The organism is Streptomyces sp. NBC_01190 (assembly GCF_045039895.1).
Taxonomy (GTDB): domain Bacteria; phylum Actinomycetota; class Actinomycetes; order Streptomycetales; family Streptomycetaceae; genus Actinacidiphila.
On sequence record NZ_CP108580.1, the window covers coordinates 7986225 to 8011659 of the forward strand.

25 protein-coding genes are annotated in these 25435 nt (G+C 73.2%); 10 read left to right on the forward strand and 15 right to left on the reverse strand.

Features of this window, described 5'->3' with window-relative positions:
• Window positions 1-3: 3 nt before the first annotated feature.
• The gene (locus OG519_RS33495) at window positions 4-897 is read right to left on the reverse strand and encodes a helix-turn-helix domain-containing protein (protein WP_405592174.1); all 894 of its coding nucleotides are present in this window, start codon (window positions 895-897) and stop codon (window positions 4-6) included.
• Window positions 898-1006: 109 nt separating this feature from the next.
• The gene (locus OG519_RS33500) at window positions 1007-1531 is read right to left on the reverse strand and encodes an ATP-binding protein (RefSeq protein WP_405592176.1); all 525 of its coding nucleotides are present in this window, start codon (window positions 1529-1531) and stop codon (window positions 1007-1009) included.
• A 213-nt stretch (window positions 1532-1744) separates the two neighbouring features.
• Here OG519_RS33500 and OG519_RS33505 point away from each other — a divergent pair, with 213 nt between their 5' ends.
• Window positions 1745-2041, forward strand: a complete 297-nt coding sequence (locus tag OG519_RS33505; RefSeq protein WP_405592178.1) for a hypothetical protein — start codon at window positions 1745-1747, stop codon at window positions 2039-2041.
• Here OG519_RS33505 and OG519_RS33510 read toward each other — a convergent pair.
• Together OG519_RS33510 and OG519_RS33515 are read right to left on the reverse strand one after the other, a co-directional pair.
• Window positions 2004-3884 (reverse strand): glycoside hydrolase family 15 protein, encoded by a 1881-nt coding sequence (locus OG519_RS33510; protein ID WP_405592180.1) that lies wholly within the window; start codon window positions 3882-3884, stop codon window positions 2004-2006. The genes OG519_RS33505 and OG519_RS33510 overlap by 38 nt on opposite strands.
• 107 nt (window positions 3885-3991) lie before the next feature.
• Window positions 3992-4390, reverse strand: coding sequence for an ATP-binding protein (locus OG519_RS33515; RefSeq protein ID WP_405592182.1), 399 nt, complete (start codon window positions 4388-4390; stop codon window positions 3992-3994).
• Window positions 4391-4628: 238 nt separating this feature from the next.
• Here OG519_RS33515 and OG519_RS33520 point away from each other — a divergent pair, with 238 nt between their 5' ends.
• Window positions 4629-4970 (forward strand): STAS domain-containing protein, encoded by a 342-nt coding sequence (locus tag OG519_RS33520; RefSeq protein WP_405592184.1) that lies wholly within the window; start codon window positions 4629-4631, stop codon window positions 4968-4970.
• A gap of 95 nt (window positions 4971-5065) precedes the next feature.
• On the opposite strand, the gene OG519_RS33525 is transcribed toward OG519_RS33520, so the two are convergent.
• Complete coding sequence (locus OG519_RS33525; RefSeq protein ID WP_405592186.1) at window positions 5066-6319, reverse strand: MFS transporter; 1254 nt, start codon at window positions 6317-6319, stop codon at window positions 5066-5068.
• 91 nt (window positions 6320-6410) lie between these two features.
• Between OG519_RS33525 and OG519_RS33530 the strand changes: the two genes are divergently transcribed.
• Complete coding sequence (locus OG519_RS33530) at window positions 6411-7181, forward strand: DeoR/GlpR family DNA-binding transcription regulator (RefSeq protein ID WP_405592188.1); 771 nt, start codon at window positions 6411-6413, stop codon at window positions 7179-7181.
• Here OG519_RS33530 and OG519_RS33535 read toward each other — a convergent pair.
• On the reverse strand, window positions 7171-8046 hold the full coding sequence (locus OG519_RS33535; RefSeq protein ID WP_405592190.1) for a hypothetical protein: 876 nt from the start codon (window positions 8044-8046) through the stop codon (window positions 7171-7173). The genes OG519_RS33530 and OG519_RS33535 overlap by 11 nt on opposite strands.
• 122 nt (window positions 8047-8168) lie before the next feature.
• Window positions 8169-10016, reverse strand: coding sequence for a serine/threonine-protein kinase (locus OG519_RS33540; protein WP_405592192.1), 1848 nt, complete (start codon window positions 10014-10016; stop codon window positions 8169-8171).
• 494 nt (window positions 10017-10510) lie between these two features.
• On the opposite strand from OG519_RS33540, the gene OG519_RS33545 reads away from it, so the two are divergent.
• The gene (locus tag OG519_RS33545) at window positions 10511-10972 is read left to right on the forward strand and encodes a DoxX family protein (protein ID WP_405592194.1); all 462 of its coding nucleotides are present in this window, start codon (window positions 10511-10513) and stop codon (window positions 10970-10972) included.
• A gap of 85 nt (window positions 10973-11057) precedes the next feature.
• Here OG519_RS33545 and OG519_RS33550 read toward each other — a convergent pair whose 3' ends face one another.
• On the reverse strand, window positions 11058-11291 hold the full coding sequence (locus OG519_RS33550; RefSeq protein ID WP_405592196.1) for a DUF5133 domain-containing protein: 234 nt from the start codon (window positions 11289-11291) through the stop codon (window positions 11058-11060).
• 553 nt (window positions 11292-11844) lie between these two features.
• The gene (locus OG519_RS33555) at window positions 11845-12633 is read right to left on the reverse strand and encodes an SDR family NAD(P)-dependent oxidoreductase (protein WP_405592198.1); all 789 of its coding nucleotides are present in this window, start codon (window positions 12631-12633) and stop codon (window positions 11845-11847) included.
• 219 nt (window positions 12634-12852) lie between these two features.
• Here OG519_RS33555 and OG519_RS33560 point away from each other — a divergent pair, with 219 nt between their 5' ends.
• The 3 genes from OG519_RS33560 to OG519_RS33570 all read left to right on the forward strand — a co-directional run bounded on the left by OG519_RS33560 (window position 12853) and on the right by OG519_RS33570 (window position 15665).
• Entirely contained in the window at window positions 12853-13566 is a 714-nt protein-coding gene (locus OG519_RS33560) for a PhzF family phenazine biosynthesis protein (protein ID WP_405592200.1), read from the forward strand.
• Between the two features lie 465 nt (window positions 13567-14031).
• Window positions 14032-14880, forward strand: coding sequence for a hypothetical protein (locus tag OG519_RS33565; RefSeq protein ID WP_405592202.1), 849 nt, complete (start codon window positions 14032-14034; stop codon window positions 14878-14880).
• The gene (locus OG519_RS33570) at window positions 14856-15665 is read left to right on the forward strand and encodes a hypothetical protein (RefSeq protein ID WP_405592204.1); all 810 of its coding nucleotides are present in this window, start codon (window positions 14856-14858) and stop codon (window positions 15663-15665) included. Before OG519_RS33565 ends, OG519_RS33570 begins: the two co-directional genes overlap by 25 nt.
• A 6-nt stretch (window positions 15666-15671) precedes the next feature.
• Here the strand turns inward: OG519_RS33570 and OG519_RS33575 are convergent, their stop codons facing one another.
• A complete protein-coding gene (locus OG519_RS33575; RefSeq protein ID WP_405592206.1) occupies window positions 15672-15989 on the reverse strand; it encodes a helix-turn-helix domain-containing protein in 318 nt (105 codons plus the stop codon).
• 300 nt (window positions 15990-16289) lie between these two features.
• Entirely contained in the window at window positions 16290-17126 is an 837-nt protein-coding gene (locus OG519_RS33580; protein ID WP_405592208.1) for an SURF1 family protein, read from the reverse strand.
• Window positions 17127-17499: 373 nt separating this feature from the next.
• On the opposite strand from OG519_RS33580, the gene OG519_RS33585 reads away from it, so the two are divergent.
• Genes OG519_RS33585 through OG519_RS33595 form a run of 3 tightly spaced genes read left to right on the forward strand, consistent with a single transcriptional unit; the run spans window position 17500 to window position 19486 of the window.
• The gene (locus tag OG519_RS33585) at window positions 17500-18819 is read left to right on the forward strand and encodes an acyltransferase (protein WP_405592209.1); all 1320 of its coding nucleotides are present in this window, start codon (window positions 17500-17502) and stop codon (window positions 18817-18819) included.
• A 50-nt stretch (window positions 18820-18869) separates the two neighbouring features.
• Window positions 18870-19112, forward strand: a complete 243-nt coding sequence (locus OG519_RS33590) for a hypothetical protein (protein ID WP_405592211.1) — start codon at window positions 18870-18872, stop codon at window positions 19110-19112.
• Complete coding sequence (locus tag OG519_RS33595) at window positions 19112-19486, forward strand: toxin Doc (RefSeq protein ID WP_405592213.1); 375 nt, start codon at window positions 19112-19114, stop codon at window positions 19484-19486. The genes OG519_RS33590 and OG519_RS33595 overlap by 1 nt, the downstream gene beginning before the upstream one ends.
• Window positions 19487-19504: 18 nt before the next feature.
• On the opposite strand, the gene OG519_RS33600 is transcribed toward OG519_RS33595, so the two are convergent.
• From OG519_RS33600 to OG519_RS33615, 4 genes are all read right to left on the reverse strand, one after another.
• Window positions 19505-20038, reverse strand: a complete 534-nt coding sequence (locus OG519_RS33600; protein WP_405592215.1) for a GNAT family N-acetyltransferase — start codon at window positions 20036-20038, stop codon at window positions 19505-19507.
• Window positions 20039-20161: 123 nt separating this feature from the next.
• Window positions 20162-21532 (reverse strand): cytochrome P450, encoded by a 1371-nt coding sequence (locus OG519_RS33605; RefSeq protein WP_405593179.1) that lies wholly within the window; start codon window positions 21530-21532, stop codon window positions 20162-20164.
• Window positions 21533-21612: 80 nt separating this feature from the next.
• The gene (locus OG519_RS33610; RefSeq protein WP_405592217.1) at window positions 21613-24438 is read right to left on the reverse strand and encodes a molybdopterin-dependent oxidoreductase; all 2826 of its coding nucleotides are present in this window, start codon (window positions 24436-24438) and stop codon (window positions 21613-21615) included.
• On the reverse strand, window positions 24435-25259 hold the full coding sequence (locus tag OG519_RS33615) for an FAD binding domain-containing protein (protein ID WP_405592219.1): 825 nt from the start codon (window positions 25257-25259) through the stop codon (window positions 24435-24437). Before OG519_RS33615 ends, OG519_RS33610 begins: the two co-directional genes overlap by 4 nt.
• Window positions 25260-25435: the final 176 nt, after the last annotated feature.

Consider the following 25435-nt stretch of genomic DNA (forward strand, 5'->3'; position numbering starts at 1 on the left):
GCGTCAGCCCGATGCCGACAGGCCCGGCCGGTGCGGGACGGCGGCCTCGCTGGTCCAGCTCGCCAGCAGCCGCAGCGCCTCCTGGGAGGCGCTGCCCGGTTCCGCGGTGTAGATCCCGAGCACCTGCTCGGGGTCGCCGACGACGGCGAGGGCCTCGTAGCCGAGCGTGAGATCGCCGACCAGCGGGTGGTGGAAGTGCTTCGTGCCCGTGGTGCGGCGCTGGACATCGTGATCGGCCCACCAGCGGCGGAAGTCGGGGTCGCGCACCGACAGCTCACCGACCAGTTCGGCCAGCCTCGGGTCGTGCGGATGCTGCCCGGCGTAGAGGTGGAGCGAGGCGACACTCGCCCGGGCGACGGCCTCCCAGTCGGCGTACAGCTCGCGGGCCCCCTCGTCCAGGAAGACGAAGCGGGACATGTTCCGCTCGCGGTGCGGCAGCGCGTCGAAGTCGGTGTAGAGGGCGCGGGCCAGCCGATTGGTGGCCAGTACATCGGTACGGCGGCCGGTGATCAGCGCCGGCACTTCGGTCATCGTGTCGAGCACCCGGTAGAGCCCGGGGCGCACCCGCTGCGGGGGCAACGGGCGTGGTGTGCCGCGACGGGGCCTGGCCAGTGCGAAGAGATGCTCGCGCTCGTCGGTGTTCAGGCGCAAGGCGCGGGCGATCGCGTCCAGGACGGCCTCGGAGACGTTCACCCCGCGCCCGCGCTCCAGCCGTACGTAGTAGTCGACGCTCACCCCAGCGAGCTGGGCGACCTCCTCGCGGCGCAGCCCCGGCACCCGGCGGGTGCCGGGGCCAGGAGCCAGCCCGGCCTCCTCGGGGGTGACCCGGGCCCGCCGGGTACGCAGGAACTCCCGTAGCTCGCCGTTGTCGCGTGCTGCGGAGTGGGGATCGGTCATGCTTCCCACGCTACGACGCGGTGCTGCCCGGCGGACCACCGCTGAGGGGTACTGCCCGGCCCCCGGGAAGGACACCCGGGCCGAACCGCTGGGACGTGGCGCGGCCGGCTCAGCGCAAGGGCAGCGTGACAGTGATGGTCTTGCCCACCGGGCGGCCGGAAGCGGGAGCCTGCCCCCCGGCACCGGCGGCACGGGTCGCTCCGTCGACGGCCGGACCGGGCTCCACCACCACCTCGCGGGCGAGATGCTCGATGATCGGCCACCCGAACCCGCCGGGCCGGTGATCGCCCGGCAGACGTCTGACCGGGCCGGCGTCGGCGCGGTCGCTGATGGCCAGCACCAGGGCGTCGGCGACGACCTGCGCCCGGAAGCCGGTGATACCGCCGCCGTGCATCAAGGCGTTGGTGGCCAGTTCCGACGCCACCAGCAGCGCGTCCTGCGCGGGCCGCAGATCGCACCGCTCGCCGCTGCCCAGCAGCGCCTGCCTGACCCGGTTGCGGACACCCGCCGCGTCATCCGGCGGACCCTCGGTGTCGGATCGCGTCGCGGCGGCGGACCACGCCGCCGCGGGAGATGTTCCGGACGTCAGGGGCGATCCGGAGGGTGGGGATGCTGGGGACAGCGGGGATATCATCGGCCCGTCCTGGAGCGGCTGATCGGGCCCCCATTGGTCTGCGCACATGGCTTCCCTCATGCCTTCCAAGCGGGCCGGGGTCTTCGGTCGGCCGGTCACTCCGACTCACAGGAAGCGCCTTGCCGCCGGACAGCTCCCGAAACGGGGCCGAAGGGGTGACCATTGCCGGCACCGGGCCGGTTTCCCCCCTCGGCCGCAGGGCAACAGGCCCTCATGAACAATGACGCAGAGGCGGTCGAGACCCGCGGGGACGAGCACCATGTGCTGCTCAGCGCGGATACCAACGGGGACGGCAAGCCCGACGTGTGGATGACCGACACCACCGGCGACGGCAAGGCCGATCTCTACCAGTTCGACACCACCGGCGACGGTGAGATCGACGTGACCATAGTCGAGCGCGACGAGCCTGACGAGCGCGACGAGGACGCCGCCCCGGAGCGGATCGTGGTGGAAGGCGACGGCGGCCACCCGCTCACGACAGCGCCCGGTCCAGATTCGTCGCCGCGCTGATCAGGGCGAGATGGGTGAACGCCTGCGGGAAGTTGCCCAGGTGTTCACCAGTCACCCCGATCTGCTCGGCGTAGAGGCCGACGTGGTTGGCGTAGGTGAAGGTCTTCTCCAGCGCCAGCCTGGCCCGTTCGGTCTGCCCGGTACGGGTCAGCGCCTCCACCCACCAGAACGAGCAGATGGAGAAGGTGCCCTCCGCGCCGGACAGGCCGTCGGGCGAGATCGTCGGGTCGTACCGGTAGACCAGGCTGTCCATCACCAACTGCTCCTCGATGGTCTCCATCGTGGCGCGGAACCTCGGGTCGTCGGGGGACAGGAACTTCACCATCGGCAGCAGCAGGAGCGCCGCGTCCACCACCGGCCGCGCCTCGTGGTCGGGCCCCGCGCCGAGCCGCTGGACGAAGGTGGCGGCCTCGTCGTCCCAGCCGTGGTCGATGATGTCGTGGTAGATCCGGTCCCTGACCTGCCCCCACCGCACGATGTCCCCGGGCAGACCGCGCTGCCGGGCCATCCGGATCATCCGCTCGACCGCCACCCAGCACATCAGCCGTGAGTACGTCTGCGGCTGCTGGCCGGCCCGGGTCTCCCAGATGCCGTGGTCCGGCCGCTCCCAGTTGTCGAGCAGCCAGTCCACGATGGTGCACAGGTCGGTCCAACTGTCGTGCGAGATGCCCACGCTGTACTTGTTGAACAGATAGATCGAGTCGATGAGCTCGCCGTAGATGTCCAACTGGAGCTGCCCCGAGGCGTCATTGCCGATCCGTACCGGACGCGAGCCCCGGTACCCCTCCAGGTGGTCGAGGATCTCCTCGGGCACACGTGGCCGGCCGTCGATCGAGTAGAGCACCCGCAGCGGCCCGTTGTCGCCGCCGTCCGCGTCGCGCAGGCAGGTCGTCAGCCACGCGATGAACGCCTTCGACTCCTCGGTGAACCCCAGACGCAACAGCGCGTACAGCGAGAAGGCGGCGTCCCGGATCCACACATAGCGGTAGTCCCAGTTGCGTTCACCGCCGAACTGCTCCGGCAGACCGAGCGTCGGCGCGGCCACGATGGCCCCGGTGGGTTCGTGGGTGAGCAGCTTGAGGGTGAGCGCCGAGCGTTCCACCATCTCCCGCCACCGCCCGGTGTACGTGCACTGGCGCAGCCATTTGTGCCAGAAGGCGATGGTGCCGTGGAAGAGCGCCTCCACCGCATCCTCGTCCACCCCGGAGGCGTCCGCCGTCTCCGGGTCGCCGACGGGCGCGGTGGACGGCTCCCCGGTGTGCAGGACGAAGAGGATCGTCTGGCCCTGGTCGATGCTGAACGTCCCGCGCGCGTCGTCGCCCTCCGCCCGCAGCGGTACGTCGCTGTGCACGGTGACGCCGAGCTGGTCCCCGCGGAAGCGCACACCGGACGGCAGCAGGATGGTGTCGTGCCGGCCGCGGCCGTAGTCCAGGCGCGGCGCGATCTCCACCTCCATCAGCATCCGGCCGCGGATCCCCACCACCCGGCGGACCAGTCGCTGCTGGTGCGCCGGATCGTGCTCGCGCACCACCGGCATGAAGTCCTGGATCTCCACGATCCCGTCCTCGGTGAGCATCCGGGTGACCAGGATGTTGGTCTCGGGGAAGTAGAACTGCTGGGTGCTGGCCGTCTGGCACATCGGCCGGATGGTCCAGTGGCCGCCTTTGCGGGAGTCGAGCAGCGAGCCGAAGACGCTCGGCGAGTCGAATCGCGGCGCGCAGAACCAGTCGATCCGCCCGTCGGTGCCCACCAGGGCGACCGTGCGCAGATCGCCGATGAGGCCGTGCTCGGCGATGGGCAGGTACTCCTCGCGCGCCGGGTACTGCGATTCGGCTCGGCTCATCGCGTGATCCCCTCGTCGGCGGCCCCTGGCCCCTCCATCCTCACGCGGCCTTCGCCGGCGCGCGCTCCGAGAGGCCCGCGGGCGTTGCGGGGCCGTGCGGATCGCGGTCAGCCGGCCGGCTCCAGCGCGACCCGTACGCTGATCTGCTTTCCGAACGCCTGGTGGGTGACCTGCACCGCGCCGCACAGCGCGAGAACCACCTCGATGCCGTGCCGCCCGACCCGCGCCGGGTCGGGGTCGGCTATGCCGGGGGCGGTCCGCGAGGTGTCCCACACGGTGATGTCCACCGCGTGGTCGACCAGCTCCAGATCGAGCCGGCACGGCCCCGCGGTGTGCCGGACCGCGTTGGTGACCAGCTCGCTGACCACGAGCTGCGTGGTCTCGACGGCGTGCGCGGACACCGCCAGGGCGCGTTCGGAGTGAACGCGGCCGAAGAATCCCGCGGCCAGTCTTCTCGCGGCGGGGATGGCCGTCGTCTCGCCGCCGTAGACCTCGCTGATGCGCAAAACCGTCGCCTCCCAAGGGCCGCCCGATCCGGTGGGCGGCGACATCCGCACCGCCGGACCAGTCCATCGCCCGTCCGGCGGACCGTCTGTCGAGGGCCGGCCACGGGCGACATGGCGCGTACCCTCCCCATCCGGCCGCACACCCGCCGGGGCACGCGACCCCCGTCACTCCCGTCATGGTGAAAGGCGGATCCGGTGGGCCGCCTTGAATCCGGATTCCGGGGGCATACTCCCGCGCATGACGATCAACGAGGACGCCCCCGCACCGACGACCAGCGAAGAGGACATCGAGGTGGTGGTGCCGCAGGGCGAGCTTGACCTGCACAATCTGCTGCCGCTCACCCTCCAGCTCGAGCGGGCCGCCCTGGCCGGGCCCGCCGTGGTCCTCGACGCCAGCGGGATCACCTTCGGCGACTCCAGCTTCCTGCGGGTGCTGCTCGCGATCCGCCGACAGACCGATCTGCGGATCGCCGCTCCCCGGCCGGTTCTGGAACGGCTGATCCGCATCGTCGGCATGGACCAGGTACTGACGATCTATCCCACGGTCGAGGCGGCCAAGGCGGCGCCGGTCAGCGGTTGACCGACCGGCCGACGGAAGAACCCCTCAGTCGGCTGGGCCGGTTCGGCCGGCTGTGAAGGCCCCGGGCGGCTCGGGTACGGGGCCGCCCGCGCCGGTCAGGAAGCCGGGGCCTGTACGGCGTCGGCGGCGTCGCTCGCATCGGCCGGGTCGGCGGCGCCGGTCGACGGCCGCCCCGTCAGCGGGGACGGGGCGGCCAGCAGCCCGGCCGCCGAGGCCGCGACCACGCAGAACGCCAGCGGAAGCACGAAGGCCACGTTCAGCGGCATCAGCCGGGTCAGCGCGCCGATGACGGCGGGCCCCGCGAGCATGCCGAGATAGCCGAGGCCCGCCACCCGGGACACGTTGGCGCCCGCCGCCTCCTGGTCGCTGTGCCCGGCCGCGCTGAACAGTTGCGGCACACACCCGGAAAGACCGATCCCGAACACGGTCCAGCCGACCAGCGCGAGCGGGATCCAGGGGGTGAACACCACCGCGGCCATCCCCACCGCCGCCGTGGCGGCGCCCACCCGCACCACCGCGACCGGGCCGAACCGGGCCGCCACCCGGTCGGTGACGAGCCGGCCGGCGGTCATGGCGGTGGAGAAGGCGCCGTAGGCGAGGGCGGCGGTCGCAGCGGAGGCGTCGAGCACGTCCCGTACCGAGAGCACACTCCAGTCGTTGGCGACCCCCTCACAGAGCATGACCATCAGGGCGACGGCGGCCAGCCCCCAGATGCGCGGGGGAGTACGGCGACGGGCCGGCTTCACCGGTCCGCCGGTGTCCGCGGCGCCGGGTGGCACCGCGGTTCCCGGCTCGCGGGGCAGCAGCGCCGGCGCGGCCGCGGCCGCCGCGACCACACCGAGCAGCGCGGTCCCGCCCAGCGTCGCGGAAGCGCTCCACCCCCAGCTCAGCGTGCGCGCGCCGATCAGCGAGGCGGCGACCGCGCCCAGCGAGAAGACCGCGTGGAAGGCGGACATCACCGGCCGCGCGTAGGCGCGCTCCACCTGGACGGCGTGCGCGTTCATACTGACGTCCAGGCAGCCGTTGCCGAGCCCCAGGACCAGCAGCGAGGCGCCCAGCGCCCAGCCGCTGGTCGCCAGCCCCGGCAGGACGACGGCGGCGGCACACAGCGCGGCGCTGGCCGGCACCACCCTGCGGGCACCGAAGCGGTCGGCGAGCGGACCGACGAGCTGCATACCGGCGAAGGCCCCGCCGCCGAGCAGCAGCAGAAGCGAGCCGAGCACGGCGTGGCTGATCCCGGCCCGGTGCTCGATGACCGGGATGTGGACCACCCACATCCCGAGGACGAGTCCGTTCAGAGCGAAGTAGGCGAAGGTGGCGATCCGCGCGGCACGGAGGGAACTCTGCATGCCGGCGAACATAACGCACATCATAGATGTTCGTTAAGGGGCACTTTGAACAACCATGGTGAGCGGTGGTGTTCGGTGTTCAATGGGGGCCATGGTGAGTACCGAACGACATCGGCGGATCGCCGAGGCGGTGGGCGAGGCGGGGCGGCTCAGCGTCGCCGAACTGGCCGCCATGACCGGCGCCTCGGAGATGACCGTCCGCCGCGACCTGGAGATCCTGGCCGAGCAGGGCGTGCTCGAACGGTATCGAGGCGGCGCCCGCAGCCTGCTGTTGCGCGGCGAGGAACCACCCTTCGCCCTGCGCGCCACCGAAGGGATCGAGGCCAAGCGCCTGCTCGCCGCCGAGGTGGCCGCGATGATCGCCGACGGTGAGACGGTGCTCGTCGACAGCGGAACCACCTGCCTGGAGGTGGCCCGCGCCCTCCAGCACCGGCGGCTCACCGTCATGCCGCTCTCGCTGCACGCCCTGAACGCTCTCACCGGTGCCCCGCTGCTGCGGCTGCTCGTGCCCGGCGGCGAACCCCGTCCCGGCGAACTCGGCCTCACCGGACCGCTCACCGAGGCGTCTCTGGCCGCGCTCCGCTTCGACACCGCCGTGCTCGGCTGCTGCGGGCTGACCACGGCCGACGGACTCACCGCCTACGATCTCGCCGAGGCCGCCACCAAACGGGCCGCGATCGCCTCCGCCCGCCGGGTCATCGCGGTCGCCGAAGGGGCCAAACTCGCCCGGACCGCGCTCGCCTTCGTCGCCCCGGTCACCGCTCTGCACACCGTGGTCACCGAGGAGAGCGCGCCGCGCCGGGAGATCGAGGCGCTGACCGCGGCGGGTGTGACCCTGCGAACCGTCCCCGTCACGCCGTAGGTTCGGTGAACCACGGGGCGAGCGGCGTCCACTGGAACGAATTCCGCCAGGCGGTCTCGCCCTCGGCCCAGCCGGTCAGGGCCGTGACGACCTGCTCCACCGACGCCGTCCGCGTCCAGTAGTGCTCTGCCGGGTCGCAGTCGCGGTACTCCAACTGGTAGCTGCCGTCCGGCCGCAGCCAGACCTGGGCGTAGCACTGCTCGTCGCCCGCGCAGTCCAGCACCAGATGCCCGTCACGCGGCAGGCCGCGCACGGCCGCTCCCAGCCCGGGCCCGCGCGGACAGCTCTCCTCCGGCTGGTGGCCCGGGTGCGCGGCGCCGGCCGGCCGGTCGGCGGCGGATCCCTCCGGGTCCGCCGGGGGCAGGCCGCAGGCGTCGACGAGTGCGAAGAAGAGGTCCTCGACCAGCGGGTCGGCCCGCCTGGTCAGCACGGCGAGCAGGGCCTCGCGGTCGGCGGTGAAGCCGGCCTCGGCCGCCCAGCCGGCGATCCCGCCCGCGGCGGCGCGCACCTCTTCGGGCCCGGGCATCGGTATCGCGTAGTCCGCGGCGAGCACCGGATCGAGGAACGCGGTCCATGAGGCGCCGGACGGAGCCGCTCCCCAGACCTGGCAGACGTCGCTGTCGAAGACCGTCGCGACCATGGCGGGGGCGCCGGTCACCGTCACCAGGCCCCGCAGCCAGGCGGACCGACTGCCGGTCATCACTCCCTCGCCGAGGCGCAGGGTCTGCCAGCCGCCGGGCCGCGGTGCGCACGGACGCAATCCCTCGCCCGGCTGCCCGCCCGCGGCGCTCTCCACGGCGAGCGGCGGCAGGGCGTGCAGCGGGCGATCGCTGCGGGCCAGTACGAAGTCGCCGGAAAACCCCATGTCCCCTCCCCGAACAGCCCGATCGAACGTCCTCCACGGTACCCGTGACCCCTGACAGCGCGGCCCCGCGCCCCCGACTCCGACCCCGCCGGGCCCAGTTGATCGTCCCGGGCCGACCCGGATCAGCCGGCGCGGAAAGTGGCCCGGGCCGTGTCGAAGGCGCTCCGGGCCTGCTCGACATGGGCGATCGGCGCGGACAAGGAGATCTCGTACATCCGCCCGTTCTCCGTCCAGCACAGCTCGAAGGCGCGGCGCGCACCCGCGTGGTCGTAGGTGAACTCCCACAGCGCGGCCTGCTGCCCGTGCTCCTCGGTCGTGGTCACCACACCGTCCCGGTAGGCGACATACGTCTTCGGTCCGGCGAGGTGGCGCCGGTGCAGCGCCGCGTACGCCCCGTGCGGGTCCGGTCGGCCCGAACTCTCGCCGAAACGGAAGGAGTGGTCGGCCGACCAGTAGAAGATGTCGGGCGGTTCCGGATCGCGGACGTAACCGCCGGGCAGCACGACGGAGAAGCCCGCCGGATCGTGGACGAGATGAAAGCCCGCGGGCAACGGTGGTGTGCCGGGCGCTCCCGGCGGTGGCCCCATGCCGTCCGGCGGCGGACCCGGCGGGCCGTTCCAGCCCATCGGCGGCGGGAACCTGCCGTCCGGCGGTGGGAAGGAGCCGCCCCGCGTCCGGAAGGGGGCGGTCGAAGCCGGGGCCGGGGAGGAGGCGCTCGGCCCGGCCGTCGGTGTCCGGCCGTCGCCGGAGCTGTGCCGGCTCACCAGATACGTCGCTCCGGCGCCCGCGCTGACCGCGATGACGACCAGCGCGCCGACGGCGATCATCTGGATGCCGCCCCTGGACCGGGCATCGCGCACCCCGCGGGCGCGGGAGGAGGGTCGCCCGGGCGCGCCCGGCACCACCGGCCGGCCGGCGACCGCCTCGATCTCACCGCCGACGGCGTTCCCGCTGACGTTCCCGACCGCGTCCCCGGTGGACTCCCGCCGCCGCGAAGGCGATCCGTCCGGTGTCCGCTCCGCGTCCGCTTCCGGCGCGGCTTCAGGTGCCGCGTCCGGTTCGGTCGTCTCCGGCGTGGATAAAGGGAGTTCGACCGCCGCCACCACCGGCTCCGCCCCGGTTTCCGCCAGGGAGGCCAGCAGCCGCTGCGCCTCGGCCGAGCCCATCCGGCGCTCGGGATCGCGGTCGAGCAGCCGGAGCACCACCGGCAGCAGCGGCCCCAACTCCTCCGGCGGGACGAAGGCGTCGATCGCCACCGCGTGCACGATCTCGCCGATGGAGTCCCGGTGGAACGGCGACTCCCCGTGCACCGCCGCGCACAGCAGCGCGCCCAGCGACCACAGGTCCGACGCCGGACCGGTGCCACGTCCCGACATGCGTTCCGGCGCGGTGTACTCGGGGGAGCCGATGAAGGCGCCGGTCTCGCTGATGGTGCCGCTGCCGGGCAGCCGGGCGATGCCGAAATCGGTCAGCACCACCCGGCCGGTCCCGTGCTCGACCAGGACGTTGGCCGGCTTCACATCACGGTGCTGGATGTCGCTGGCGTGAGCGGCCCGCAGCGCGCCGGCCACCGCGGCGCCGACCCTGGCCGCCTCACGCGGCGGCAACGGCCCGTCCTTGTCCAGGAGGTGCGCCAGCGAGAGCCCGTCGACCAGCTCCATCACGATCCACGGGTGGCCCTGGTGCTCGACCACGTCGTGCACCACCACCACGTGCGGGTGCCGGATCAGCGCCGCCGTGCGCGCCTCCCGCAGTGCGCGCTCCCGCCGCAGCGCGGCCTGACGCGCGGACAACCCGGTGTCGGGCAGATGGAGTTCCTTGACCGCCACCTGACGCCGCAGCAGCTCGTCGGTGGCCTGCCACACCGTACCCATGCCGCCGCGGCCCAGTCTCCCGGTGATCCGGTACCGGTCGGCGACCATGTCGCGCGGCGGGGAGCCGGGGGCCGTTTCACCCCCATCGCTTGCCATGCGGTCATCATGCCTCAGCTCGCACCCCACCGCCCGCCCTCACACCATTCGTTCGGCGGGCCGCGGTCACGATCCCGACCGCCGTCCCGGGACCGGTAAACCGGCCACGGGCGCCGACGCGTACCCGCTGTGTCCGATCCGTCCCAGGGTGTCACGGATCACCGGTGAAAAGTCGCTGGCCGCCGCCCTGTGAGCGTGCTCGATCGCCCTCCCTGCGGCAGCCGATGCCCCGGGGCCGGTCGCGCGGTCGCCCCCCGGCCCGCTCCTACACTGGCGCGCTGACCTGCGGTGATGCGATCAGAACGGGTTCCGCCGCCTCGCGGGCGCGGGGTTCCGGATTTGGCTGGAAATATCATCCAGTCACTTGAACACCACGGGTATCGGCTGCGTAGAAAACCGTGCACGGACCGTGATCCGCAGGCCCTGGCACTCCGTCAGGTCCGCCGGTCGTGCTGTCAGCTCGCTAGCGCCGCACCCGACTCGTAGGAGATCCTGTGCTAGACGTCGGCCAGAAACTCGACGACGCCCACCCGTCCGTCCTATCGCTGTACCGCATGGTGATCAGTCTGCTCTTCGTCTGCCATGGAGCGGCGACCGTGCTCGGCGCCTTCGGCGGCCCGGAGGGCGGCAAGCCCTCCGTCGGCGCCTGGCCGGGCTGGTGGGCCGGACTGATCCAGCTCACCGGCGGCATCCTGGTGTTCCTCGGCATCGGAGAAGTCGGCACGCGTGTCGCCGCCGTGGTCAGTTCCGGCTCGATGGCCTACGCCTACTTCACGGTCCACCAGAAGCACGCGGTGTGGCCGATCCAGAACGGCGGCGAACTCTCCGTCCTGTTCTGCTGGAGTTTCCTGCTGCTGGCCATCACCGGACCCGGCGCCTGGACGCTGACCTGGCTGGTCAGCCGGGCGAGCGCGAGAACCGCCCCGGCTCCGGTCGCGAGTACCGAGACCACCTGAGCAGGGCATGAAGAACTCCCTGGGTCCCGCGGCGCCGCCGCCGATGCCGGCACCGTGGGACCCAGGGAGTTCGAAGGGCGACGGCTCAGGCCGCGCCGGCGGTTTGGCCGCCGGCCGCCTCGGCCACGACAAGCCGGCTCCGTGCCGCGGCGAGCGCCGCGTCCACATCGCGCGTGCCGGTGGAGACGCACAGGGTGTAAGCGGTGTCCCGCAATCGGGTGCTCACCTGTGGGGTCGCGTCGCCACTGCCGACCTGGTCACTCAGGCGCTCGTAACGCTCGATCAGTTCCCGCAGAACAGCGGGGTGGGCCCACATCATGACTTCCTCCTCGGAGCAGCCGCTCGCAAACGCGCACACGGCTGTATGGGGTGCCTGCCCCTTTTGCGCCCCGTACACGCCTCCGCGCGCCTCGTACGCTCCGTCGCCCACCGGCGGCCGGTCTGCTCCGGGCTTCCCCGGCGGGAGCCGCCGGATCCGGCACCCGGCCATCCAAGGGCGGGCAAAACACCACTGAGCTGGTACGTTGCCGACGCACCGCGCCGACCCGGGGCGACCGGTGATCCGTCGGCGCCACCCGGCGGACGCCGCGCGCCGACCGTGACGTGTAACGAGGATCACGTCGCTCACAACGTCCCCTCCAGACGCGCGCCCGGGTCGGCCGCGGCCCCGGCGGGCGCGCGCCGGCGCACGCCCCCTAGGCCGTGTCTGACAAATCCCGCCTGCCCCGCGACGCCTGGCACGCACGCTCGCTGCGTTGTCGGAGTCGTCCGAGTAGGCCCACTACGAGGACGACCCTCCGCCTTGCGAGCGCACGCACCAGACGCCGCGGGCCCCGCCCTGCGGGCGGACGACGCTATTTGTCAGACACGGCCTAGGGAAGGATCGAGTTGACGTAGCCGCCGTCGACCCGCAGCGCGCCGCCCGTCGTGGCCGACGCCTGCGGAGAACTCAGGTACACCACCATGTTCGCGATCTCCACCGGCTCGATCAGCCGCTGGATCAGCGAGGTCGGACGGTGCTCGCGCATGAAGGTCCGCTGCGCCTCCTCCCACGGCAGATCGCCCGGCACCAGTTGGTGGACGAAGTCCTCCACACCGCCGGTGTGCGTGGGCCCGGCGATGACGCTGTTGACGGTGACGCCGGTGCCGGCCGCCGCCTTGGCGAAGCCGCGGCTCACCGCGAGCAGCGCGGTCTTGGTCATGCCGTAGTGGATCATCTCCACCGGAACGGCCACCGCGGAGTCGCTGGCGAGGTACTGCACCCGGCCCCAGCCGCGGGCGGTCATGCCGGGCAGGTAGTGCCGGGTCAGCCGGACCGCGGTCAGGACGTTGGTGTCGAAGATGCGGCGCCACTCGTCGTCGGTGATCTCCAGCGCCGGGCGGGCACCGAAGACGCCGAGACTGTTGACGAGGATGTCCACATCCGGCGCCGCCGCGACGAGTCGCGCGTGCCCCTCGTCCGAGGTGATGTCCGCCGCCACCGTCGTCGCCTCAGGACCCGCGTCGCGAAGGCGCGCCGCCGCCTCGGCGAGCCGGTCCTCGTTGCGGCCGGTCAGCACCACCCGGGCGCCAGCCGCCGCCAGGCCTTCGGCGATGGCCAGCCCGATACCCTGCGAAGACCCGGTGACCAGGGCCGTCTTGCCGGACAGATCGATCCTCAACGCCGCGCACTCCTCCGCTGGTCGGCCGGCGACTTCCCCGCCGGAGACTTCTCCGTACCCGCCGGGGCTCGGCCGATCGGGCCGGGCCTTTCCGGACCCGGTACCGGCCCCTGTCCGGCTCGCCTGCCCGTCGTGGTCCACGCTAGGCCTCCCGATGGGGTGAACAGGCCCACCTCGGCGGGGCGTACGGGTGACGGCACCCGCCTGTTTAATGCTTCCGTGAACTACCCACGCACCGCGCCCGCCGTCAGCGTCGACGTCCTGCGGGTCTTCTGCGGACCCGGCGGGAGCCACGGAAACGCCCTCGGCGTGGTGCGCGACGGCGCGCGCTTCCCCGACGACGCGTCCCGGCAGGCCCTCGCCGCGGAACTCGGCTTCAGCGAGACGGTGTTCGTGGACGACCCCGAGCGGGGCGTGGTGGACATCTTCACCCCGGGACAGCGGCTGCCCTTCGCCGGCCACCCACTCGTCGGCGCGGCCTGGCTGCTCGACCTCGAGGTCCTGGAGCCGGCGGTCGGCGAGGTCTTCGTCCGCGACGACGGCGAGTTCACCTGGATAACCGCCCGAGCCCAGTGGGCGCCCCCGCGCACCCTGCGGCAGTACCGCGACCCCGCCGAGGTCGACGCGCTGGAGGTGCCGGCTGCGGGGGAGTGGCTCTACGCGTGGAGCTGGCAGGACGAGGCCGCCGGACGGGTGCGGGCACGCGGCTTCCCCGGGCGCGGCGACGGCATCGACGAGGACGAGGCCACCGGCGCCGCGGCGCTGCTGCTCACCCACCGGCTGGGCCGGTCCCTCAACATCAGCCAGGGCGGCGGCTCGCAGATCCTCACCGCCCCCGGAGCCGGCGGCACGATCGACATCGGCGGCCGCGTCCGCCTCCTGGAAACCCGGTCGCTCCCTACCAGACCAGCCCCCGGGCTCGCCGGGCGGTAACGGAAAACGGGCCACGTTGACCGATCGTCGGCGACGAATCGTCCGGTACGCCCGTGAGCGGCGGTAGAATGCGCCGAGTCAGGGCGATTTGAGAGTATTCCAGCCCTGTACGGTATATCGACGCGTTTCACGGTGGAACGCCGGGACTTCGGCAAGAGCCCAGAACACCCAGAGGCCCGCGCGTCTCCGCCGGACACCGAGCAGGGAGGCCACTTCATGCGGCAACCCCCGGCGGCGCCCGAACGATCGTCAGGCACCCCTGCCCGCGCGGCGGCCCGGCCCGGGCCACGCCACCTCGAAGAAGCGGCGTTGCCCCGTCGTCCCCTTGGCCTCCCCGGCTCCCCATGGCCGCCCGGCCCGGACGCACGCTTGCCCGCCTCCGCCGGGTGCCTGCCCTGTCCCTCGGCACCTTCGATTCCTCTTCCGGGGAGCCCCGTTTCGTGACAGTGAGGAGACGCGCCCTTGATGTTCAACCGTCAGCCCGTGGTCTGCGAACGCTGCGACACACCGTTCGAGCAGTCCGCTCGGGGCCGGCGTGCCGCCTTCTGCTCGACCGCGTGCCGTCAGGCGGCGCACCGCGGCCGGCACAGGGCGGCGGCCCCGGCCGGGCCCGAACACCCCAACCTCGACCGGACCGTCGAGGAGATGGTCACAGCGCTCCAGGAGGACGTCCGTAGGCTCACCCGTACCGTGTCCGCCCCCGGCAACGCGCTGGACGCCCTGCACGCCTCGGCGAAGCTGGCCCGGCACGTCGAGTGCGTGACCGCCGGAATCGTCGCCCAGGCCCGCGACCAGCGGCTCACCTGGTCGGTGATCGGCCACGCGCTCACCATGGGAGAGGACACCGCGCGGCACCGCTACACCCCCGAGCGGATCGCCCGCCGCCTGCGGAGCTTTCTGCGCGGCCCGGCACCCGGCCGCGGTCTCCCTCCCGGCGGGGCGCTCCCCGACCCGGCCGGAGATCCTCCCGGCCGACCGGCCGGCGGCCCCGCCGCCGACCGGCTCGCACCGGTCCACCGCACGCTGCCGGGCGCCTCGCCGTGCCCGCCGACCGCGTGCGCCGCCGGCCCGCGGGACGACGCCCGGCCGGGCATACGCCCGCCGCTCCCGCGGCCGGCGCGGGCCCGCCGACCCGGCCACCGGGTCGGTCCGGCCCGGCCGCGCCGCCTCATCGACAGGGACGTTCACACCCTCCATCCACCCGCCGGGGGAGCCCGGCCCGCGATGGCCGGCCCGGTCACGGCTCTCGGCCGTGCCGACCGGACACGCACCGCGTCCAGGGGGTCGCCTTGGCCTCGCCTGAAACCCCGTTGATCCTCTACGCCTGCCTGACCGCCGTGCTCAGCGCCGGGTTCTCCTGGCTCACCCTGGCCCGTCGCTACGCCGGCAAGGGCCGGCTGTTCGGCTCCCGGTACGCTGCCTGCCTGACGGTGGCGACCGTCGCCTGCATGACCACCGTGGCCGTCACCACCAACGTCGTCCTCTGCCAGACCCAGAGCCTGCCCGCCGTCGCGGCCGGTGTGGTGGCCGGCATCGGGGTCGCGCCGCGCACCCGCCACCACACCGAGAGCGTCAGACCCCTGGCCAAGGTGATGTCCCTGGGGATCGCGTTCGTGATCGAACGGCTGGACGACCGGATGCGGCTGGACCGGGCCCGCTGGTGCGAGGACCTGCTCGCGGGGTTCACCGACTTCCACCAGATGCGGAGCTTCGTCCACGAGGTCACCGAGTCCTACATCGAACCCCGCTTCGACGCCAAGGTCTACGAAGACGCCAGGGAGCGGCTGGCGGCCGCTGTCACCGCCCTGACCGAGGCCGCCGAGACGCACGAGCGGATCGAGGCGGCCTGCCGCCGCTCCCGGCCGGCCGACGACCCCCGGCCGCGTACGCCCACCGAGCAGAGCGAGTACCGACGCGTCCACACGGTGGCGCTGACCCGCTGCAAGCAGGTGCTGGCGCTGGTCTACGACCACGGGCGGCGCAGTGAGGACGCGATCCTGCGGCGACTGCGCCAGGAGGCGGCGCCGGACACCGCCTTCCGCCATCCGGCCATGCCGCAACAGCGTGAGTCGCGTGCTCTGCTGCGCCGCCGCCGCTGACCGGGGTCAGCGGCCCCTGGCGAGCACCGTGCCCTGGCGCGCGCCGTCGTCCTCGCCGGCGCCCTCGTCCCCGTCGTGTCCCTGGTGTCCCTGATGTCCTTCGTGGACCTGGTCGGCCCGGGCGCCGTTCGCCGGCCGGGGCAGGAACCGGATCTCCACCTGCGCCCGCAGCCCCTCGGCCAGCATCGCCAGCGAACGCACGGTCAGATCGGCCTCACCGGCCAGTATCTGCCGTACCCGGGCGGACGTCACGCCCAGCCTGTTCGCCAGATCGGCGTGCGAAAGACCCTGTTCGGCCAGCAGACCTTCTATGACGGCAGCCACTTGGCGAGCGACTCGAGCACCGCCGAATTCCGCGTTGCCCGGGTTCTTTGCCAACGATGACATGCGACTACCCCCAAGATCAGTGGTCCCACAGTCCCAGCGTGAAGCATGCCACCAGTCGGGCACCCTAAAAACTCAAACAGGCACAAAGACCGTGGTCGCCCTCAAAGTGCCTGCCTGCGTTCGCGGCGTTGGCCTGCGATGATCGAACCTTGCCCGCTTGGGGCCGGGAACCCGGATTCACCCTGCCGCCTACGGGCCGCGCGTGACCGGCCGCGACCCGGGCCGCTGCCCCAGGCCCTAACCCTGGACGGTTTCCGGCTCGGCCGGAGCGGGGGCGGCGGGGCCTGTCTTCTCGGGGTCCTTGAGATCCTGCCGGAGCAGGATCCACCAGCCGACCGGGACCATCAGCGCGAACAGCCACCACTGGATCGCGTAGGGCAGGTGGACACCCTGGCCGACGATCGCCGCGTCGCTGGTGGACTGGCTGTTGGCGCCGGGGGCCGGGACCAGTTGCGCCGACTCGGCCCGGGTCAGCGCGGGGCTGCTCCTGGCCAGCTCCAGGTAGCCGCCCACCACCGGCTCGGGCAGCGACTTCGCCTGCTCCTGGCTGCTGATCAGCATGAACTGGCGCGGCGGCAGCCCCTTCACCTCACGGATGCCGCTGAGGTGCGAGGTCTCGTCCGGCTGCAACCGCCCGGTCAGGGTCACCGTCCCGGCCGGCGTCTTCGGGACGGCCGGGAAGGCGGCGCCGTCCTCGTCGTTCGGCGCGACCCACCCCCGGTTCACCAGCACCGCGTCGCCGTCCGAGGTGATCAGCGGAGTGACCAGGAAGAAGCCGATGGTGCCGTCCGCGTTGGTCCGGCGCCTGATCACGAACTGGTGCCGGGTGTCGAAACGCCCGGTCGCCGTGACGGGCCGGTAGCGCTGGTCGGCCGGCACCGTCGCGCCGGGCCGGGTGAGGGTCTCGACGGAGACCGGCTTCGCGTGTATGGCCAGGGAGATCCGGTGGTTGCTGCGATTGGTCTGCTGGTAGCGGTGGAACTGCCACAGTCCCAGCCGGTACATGGCGAACACCATGGCGATGAACACCAGGGTCAGAAGCACCCAGCGACGGGTGAGCAGAACGCGAATCACGCCGCGACGTTACCCCGCTCCCGCCCCGGTCCCCACTCCGGGGGCCGCCGAACGATCCGTTCGGAGCATCACCCCTCCGTCCGCCCGCGGGCGGTACCACGATCGTGATCATGGCTGGAGAACCGCTGACCGATCCGCCGGCGCGCCGTCCGACCGCGATCGTCTCGGCGGGCTACGAGGGCCGCACCATCGACGGGTGCACAGGGTGCACAGGGTGCACAGGGTGTCGGGACCGGTGCGGCGCGGCGCCTGGTCCGGGCCCTGGACGATCTTGGCCGGGGGCCCGCCGCACGGTGGGTGCACGGGGCACGAATTGGTTACGGCCTCGGCTTCCCGCCATAGTTGCCCCGGCGCTGCGGCAGCATGACGGAGCATGAGCCGAGACCGCTACGTCGACTTCCTGCGCGCGTGGGCGATCGTCCTGGTCGTGTTCGGCCACTGGCTGATCACCGCGTTGGTCAGGGCGCCCGGCGGGGAGATCACCGCGCCCGAGCTGCTGGCGACCATCGGCTGGACCCAGTGGCTGACCCTCGGATTCCAGGTCATGCCGCTCTTCTTCCTGGCCGGGGGCCACGCGGCCGGCGGCTCCTGGGCGCGGGCCCGCGCGGTGGGCGATAGGCCGGCCGGGTGGGTGGGCCGGCGGGCGCTGCGGCTGCTGCTGCCGGCGGCCGTCTACAGCGGGCTGGTGCTGCTCGCGGTCGGCATCTGCTCGGCGGTCGGCGTCGACCGGGACACCCTCGCGCTGGTGGGGTGGGCGATGGCGATGCAGTTCTGGTTCCTGCCCGTGTATCTGATCCTCAGCGCCCTGACGCCGGCGCTGCACGCGGCGCACCGCCGCTGGGGCCTTCGCTTGCCGGTCGTGCTGGGCGGCGTCGCGCTGGCCGCCGATGTGCTGGTGGTGACGGTGGACGCGCCGTATGCCGGACTGCTCAACTACGTACTGGTGTGGGGCGTGGCCTACCAGCTCGGCTTCTGCTGGCGCGACGGCCTGCTGACGGAGCGCCGGCCCGTCCCGGCCGCGATGGCCGCGGGTGGCGGACTGGCCTTCGCCGGGCTGATCACCCTCGGGCCGTTCCCGGTCAGCCTGATCCTGGTGACCGGGCAGGACCCCAGCAACACCAACCCGCCGTCGGCGGCCATGCTGGCGTGGGTGGTGGCCCAGGTCGGCCTGTGCCTGCTCGCCGCCCCGGCGGCGCGGCGGCTGCTCGACCGGGCGCGGGTGTGGCGCGCGGTCGGGCCGGTGGGCGCCGCCAGCATGACGCTGTACCTGTGGCACATGCTGCCGGTCCTGATCGTCGCCGCCGCCTTCTACCTGACCGGGCTCGCGCCCGAGCCGGCGTTCGGGTCCGGGGCGTGGTGGGGGCTGCGGGCGCCGTGGCTGCTGATCCTCGGTATCGTGCTGGCCGGCGTGCTGGTGGCGCTGCGACCGCTGGAGCGCCGGCTGACGCTGGTGTACGAGCGGACGCGGCCGGACGCCCGGTCGCGCCGCTCCTGGACCCTGTGGCTCGGCCTGGCGGCGAGCGTCGCCGCGCTGACCCGCTTCGCCGTGCGGGGCTTCGCGTACGACGGCCGGTTCCCGGTCCTGCCCGCGCTCGGTCTGGCCGTGGGCGTGGCGCTGGTGACGGCCCCCGGTCGTTCGGCGGTGCGCGAGAACTCCGAGAGTGCCGAGAGTCCGGAGGGCCAGCCCGCCTGACACCGAGCCGGCCCCGCCCCACCCGGGTACCAATCCGGTACCATCGAGCCATGCCCGCATTGAACATCAACTTCAGCGACGAGGAACTGGCCGCCGTACGGGCCGCCGCCGCCGCCGAAGGCAAGTCGCTCAAGCAGTACGTGCACGACCTGCCGCTCCGGGAACGCCAGCGCGCCCTCTTCGTCCGGTACGCCGCGGCCTTCGGCGACCAGCACCGCGCGGAGTTCGACGAGGCGTTCCCCGACGAGGTCCCGCCCGCCGCCGCGGGCGCCGGGGGAGCCGAAGCGGCCTGATGCTGCTCTACATCGATGTGCCCTGGCTGCTGGACGTCCAGGAGCAGGCGCTGCCCGAGGACGTGTCGGTGGCCGACTACTCCGCGCTGGTCGCGGCCGCCGCCCGGCACCGGACGAAGATCCCGCGCCACGACACCGCCGGGCCCGACGCCGCCTGGCGGGCGGCGGCGCTGCTGCACACGCTGGTGCGCCTGGAACCCCTGCCGTACCGCAACAGCCTCTACGCCTGCCAGGTGACGGCGGCCTACATGCACGCCTCCGGCGAGGGGATCGACCCCCCGTACGGGGCCCTGGTCGACCTGGTCCGCGACATCCGGTCCGGCAAGGCCGGCCTCTTCGAAGCCGCGGACCACGTCAGAAGCTGGCGCGTCTGACGCCTGCCGCCCCGGCGGCTACCTGCTCGCGGACCCCGGCACACCGCCTGGCCCGACCGGGATCCGGAGGTCCATGACGGCCGCGCCGCGGGGCCGGGGCGCCCCGAATCCGAGCGCGATACGCAGCATGGGCACGTTGCCCGCCTGGACCGTGGCGGTCACCGTGTGGCAGCCGGCCGCGGCGGCGTGGTCGAGCACCTGCCCGACCAGCCGGGTGCCGAGCCCCCGGCCCTGCCGGGAGTCCTCCACGAGGATCCCCAACTCGGCCACCCCGTCCACGCCGGTCCTCATCAGGTGCGCCACCGCGATCACGTCGTCCGGGCAGCGGTCCTCCTGCATCACCCAGGTGACGCCGTGGGCCGGGTCGACCAGGCGCCGCCAGTCGGCCGGGGAGATCCGCCGCAGGGCGCCGTGGTACCGGGAGCTGAGGCTGGACGGAGTGCACCGCCCGTGAAGGGCGTTGACCTGGTCCAGGTCCGCCGGACAGCCGCGCCGGGTGCGTACCGCCGCGGCCCCGTGCCCCCGCGGGTCGCCGCTTCCGCCGCCGGTCATGGGGTGCCCGGCCGGCAGGGATAGGCGGCGCGCGCATGAGCGGTCATCGTTTCGTACCGGGTGTCGTCCACACCTCAAGCACGTACCTCCCGGCGCCGAGGGTTCACTCGCCGGCGGGCGGCGTCAGCGCCGGGGCGTCAGCCGCACCGGCAGCGACCTGGGCACGAGCACCGCTCTCGCGGCCGGGGACACCGGCGTGCCGGCCAGCGCGGACAGGTCCCAGAACTCCACGATCGTCGCGACGATGAGCGCGGCCTCCGCGGTCCCGAAGTCCTCGCCGACGCACTTGGTCGCACCCGCGCCGAACGGGAGGTACGAGGCGCGGTGCGGGGCGCCGCCGTCCTCCGCAGGGAGCCACCGGTCCGGGTCGAAGGTGTGCGGCTCCGGGTAGAGGTCGGCCCGGCGGTGCAGCACGTAGGGGCTGAAGACCACCATGCTGCCCGCCGGGAGGGTGTGTCCGGCGAGGACCACCTCGCGGACACACGTGCGCGGCAGGATCCAGGCCGGCGGATAAAGGCGCATCGCCTCCCGTACCGCCCGCGCGGTCAGATCCAGCCGGCGCAGGTGCTCCCACCCGGCGACCTCGCCGCCGAGCACCGCCCCCGTCTCGGCGCGGAGCGCCGCCAGGACACCGGGGTGGTTCGCCAGCAGGTGCAGCGTCCAGAGCACCGACGCCGATGTCGTCTCGCCGCCGGCGAGCAGCAGCACGGCGACCTGGTCGGAGAGCTCCTCGTCGGACATGGCCTGCTGCTCGTCGTCCCGCGCGGCGACGAGCTTGGCCATCAGGTCGTCGCGTCCCCCCACGTCATGCCGGTAACCCTCGATGAGCCGCGCGACGATGGACCGCCAGCGGCTGAGCGCCCTCGCGTACCTGCGGTTGGCCGGCGACGGGATACGGCCCACCAGCGGAAGCGCCGCACGGGCGTAGATGCCGCGCAGGAAGAGGTCGAACGCCTCCCGCAGCTCCTCCGCGTCCCGTGCGCCGACGCTGGAGGAGAAGAGGGCCTTGAGGGAGACGGCGTTGGTGAGGGTGAAGACCTCCTCGACCAGGTCGACCTGGCCGGCGTCCCGCCACCGCGTCATGGCCTCGGCGATCTCCTGCCGCATCACCTCGACGTAGCCGCGCAGATGTTCGTGGCGGAAGGCCGGCTGCATGATCAGCCGCTGGCGGCGGTGGTCCTCGTAGGTGCTGGTGGCGAGCCCGGACCCCAGGGCGGCGCGTGACCTGTCGTAGACCGCCCCGGTGCGGTCGAAGGTGCGGAAGTCGGTCAGCACCCGGTGGGCCAGGTCCGGATGGGCCAGGACGAACGCCGGCCGGGGGCCGAGCCTGATCTCCACCAGATCGCCGTGGGCGGTCAGCGACTCCATGAACGCCAGCGGCCGGCGCAGCAGCTCGACGGCGTGGCCGAGCAGCGGCAGCGCTCCCGGCGCCCGTCCGAACCGCAGCTCCGCGCTGTCCTTGCGGCGACTGTCCGGTGTTCCCTCAGCGGCCATGTCCACCCGCGCGATCCTAGCGTCGGCGCCCCGGCTGCTCCCCGCACCCAGCCGAGGCCTCCGCGGGTCGGCCGGGCACCTTACCAGGCAGACCGCTCCCGGCCGTCGATCGCGAGCCAGACGCGGTCGCGGGTCAGCGGGAGATCGGTGAACCGCACGCCGGTGGCATCGCGCAGCGCGTTGGCCAGCGCGGGAGCCACCGGGTTGAAGGGGCTCTCGCTCATCGATTTGGCGCCAAGCGGGCCGATGGCGTCCGCGGTCTCCATGAAATGGACCTCGGTGCGGGGCACATCGGCGAAAGCGGGCAGCCGGTACTGCCGGAAGGCGGTGGTGGTGACCGCCCCGGTCTCGTCGACGCGCACGTCCTCGAAGAGCGTCGCGCCGAGCGCCTGCGTGACACCCCCCTCGACCTGGCCGCGGCACTGCATCGGGTTCATCACCTGTCCGGCGTCCGCCGCGTGCACACTGCGCAGGATACGGATCTCCCCGGTCCCGGGGTCCACCGCGACGCGGAACCACTGGGCGTTGAACGCCACCGACCGCGGCGTGCCCCCGAAGTGCCCGTCCGCGGCGAGTTCCCGGCCGGCCGCGTGCGCCGCCGCGTACAGGTCCGCCAGCGGCAGCCGCCGCCCGCCGGGGGCCGTCACCGCCTCCTTCGTCAGGGCGCACCGCGCCCGCTCCACCCCCAGGTGCGCCGCGGCGAACCCCAGCATCGACTCCGCGAGGGCCTGGCAGGCGCGCAGCGAGGCCTTGCCCGCCACCACGATGCCGGTGGAGGCGAAGGCGCCGGTGTCGTGGCGGACGAGATCGGTGTCCGACTGGCGGATGGTGATCCGTTCCGCGGTGGTGCGCAGCTCACCGGCCGCGATCTGGCTGTGCACGGTGGTGGTGCCGTTGCCGAACTCGGCGGTGCCGACCGCGAGATCGTAGCTGCCGTCGGGCAGCAGGGCGGCACGGGCGTCGGCGATGTGGCCGCCGGGCGGACCGGTGGCGATCATCGCCAGCGCCGCGCCCTCACCCACCAGCCAGCCCGCCGGGGCCCGCGGCGCGGGTTCGGCGCGCGCGGTGCGGACGACGTCCAGGCACTGGTCGAGGCCGTAGCTGGCGACCTGCAGATCCTCCTCCTCGCCGCCGGGAGCGACCATCTGCTCGCCGGGGCCGATGATGTTCCGCTCCCGCAGGACGAGGGGATCGACGCCGAGCCCGCGGGCGAGTTCGTCCAGCGCGGACTCCATGGCGAAGGTCACCTGGCCGAGGCCGTAGCCGCGGAACGCCCCGGCCGGGACCGTGTTGGTGTACACCGCGTAGCCGTCGGCCCTCTTGTTCGGGCAGCGGTAGACCGACATGGACTCCGTACAGGAGTGGAACAGGACGGCCGGGCCGTGGTTTCCGTACGCCCCGGTGTTGGACACCACCCGCAGCCGCATCGCGGTGAGCACACCGTCGCGGCGGGCCCCGAGCCCGACCGTCACGGTGAACGGGTGCCGGGTGGTGGCGCCGTGGAACTGCTCGGCACGTGTGTACTCCAGCTTCACCGGCCGCCGCAGCCGCAGCACGGCGAGGGCGACGATGTCCTCCACCAGCATCTCCTGCTTGCCGCCGAATCCGCCGCCGACCCGGCCCGCCACCACCCGCACCCGGCTCTCCGGCAGGTCGAACAACACGCACAGCGCCCGCCGGGTCAGGAACGGTGTCTGGGTGCTCGACCGCACGGTCAGCCGGTCCGCGCCGTCGTCCGCCCGCTCCAGCCAGGCCACCGCGCCGTGCGTCTCCAGGCTGGCGTGCTGCACCCGCTGGGTGCGGAAGGTCTCCTCGTACACGACGTCGGCCGCGGCGAAACCGGCCGCCACGTCGCCGACCTCGCCGTGCACCTCACCGGCGACGTTGTCCGGCGGCCTGGCGATCCTGGCGGTGCGAGCGTCCTTGGCGTGGACCACGGGCGCGCCCGGCCGCATGGCCTGTTCCGGATCGAGTACGGCCGGCAGCACCTCGTACGTCACCTCGATCCCGCGACAGCCCTCCTCGGCCGCGGCCTCGCTGTCGGCGACGACCGCCGCGACGCGCTGCCCGACGTACCGCACGGTGTCGTCGAGCAGCCGGGTGTCGGCCGGGTCGTCCTCCGGGTGCTCGTGCCGGGCGGAGGAGTAGAGCCGGTCCGGTGCGTCGTGGTGGGTGAACACCGCCCGGACGCCGGGCACCCGCAGCGCCGCGGCGGTGTCGATGGCGGTGATCCGGGCGTGGGCGTGCGGCGAGCGCAGCAGCTTCATGTGCAGCAGGCCGGGCACGTCGATGTCGAAGGTGTAGCGGGCGGTGCCGGTGACGACCTTCGGGCCGGCCGGAGCGGGCAGGTTGCGCCCGACCGCCTCTCCCGCACCGGGGGCCTCCACATGTTTGACCCCGCGCAGGGCGTCCTCGATCGCCCGGTATCCCGTGCAGCGGCACAGGTTGCCCTTGAGCGCCTGGGGCAGGTCCATGAGCTGCTCGTCGTCGAGGGCGGCGGAGGTCATCAGGAAACCGGCGGTGCAGAACCCGCACTGGAACCCCTGGGCGTCGAGGAACTTCTGCTGGACCGGGTGGAGTCCGCCGTCCCCGGCCAGCCCCTCGACCGTGGTGACGCTGCGCCCGTCGGCCCGCACCGCCGGATACAGACAACTGTGCACGGGCTCGCCGTCCACCCGCACCGTGCAAGCCCCGCAGTCCCCGGCGTCGCAGCCCTTCTTCACCCCGAACCAGCCGCGCTCGCGCAGGTAGGTGCGCAGACACTGACCAGGGCGCGGCCGCACGTCGGACCGCTGCTCGTTGACGCGGATCTCGAAGCCGGTGCCCCGCACCCGGGGGACACCGCCTTCGCAGGTGCTCTCGGCGGCCGGGGGGTCCTCGTCGGGGCGGGGCTTGTCGATGGTCATCGCCCACCGCTCGCGGTGAGTTCGGACCGGATCTCCTCGGCCAGGCGCAGCGTCATATGGCGGCGCCAGGCCGGGAGCCCGTGGAGGTCGTCGTACCACTCGGCCTCGTCGACGGCCCCCTCGATCGCCGCCCGCAGCGCGGTGGCCGCGGGCGGCTGCGGGAACAGCAGCCGGAACGGCCGTACGGTCGAGGCGGTGATCGTCACCGCGAGCGATCCGTCCAGCGGGTCGGCGACGCCGATCACCAGGACCCCGGAGCGGCCCAGCGCGGAGAGCGATGCCTGGCGGAAGGCGGTGCGCGCCGCCAGGGCGCGGGCCGGCAGGATGATCGAGCGCAGCAGTTCGCCCTCGGCCAGGTCGTTGGTACCCGGCCCGGTCACGAAGCCGGCGGCCGGCACGACACGCCGCGAGCCGTCCTGGGCGAGCAGGGCGCAGCGCCCGCCGAGCGCCGCGGCCAGCGAGATCATCGGGCCGGCGGGCAGGGCGTTGCAGAGGTTCCCGCCGACGGTCGCCATGTTCCAGATCTTGAACGAGGCGAGGAAGGCACGGCAGCACTGCTCGAACAGCGGCGCCGCCCGGGCGTCCAGCGCCTTCCCGAACCGGGAGAGCTCGGCGATCGTGCAGGTGGCGGCGATCTCCAGCGAGCCGTCCGGCAGCCGCGCCAACGGCTCCCAGCCCATCCGGCTCAGATCCCGCAGCCGCCGCAGCCGCGGCTGCGGCTCGGAGAAGAGATACGTGCCGCCGGCCAGCCACGCGTCGCCGGGGCGCCACGGCGCCTGCTCGCGCCCGTCGCACACCTCGAGCACGGTGTTGAGGTCCATGCCGTTCCCCCTCCCGTTCCCCGTCCGTCGGTCCCCGGCTCGCACGGACCGCTGACCCGCCCAGTCAAGCAACGGGCCGGGCCGCCGCGCCACTGGCGGAAGAGACGGAAAACCGCGGTCCGCGGGGCGGTCGGCCGGAGGATCGACCAAGAGCCCGTCGTCCTGTTGCGCTCCCG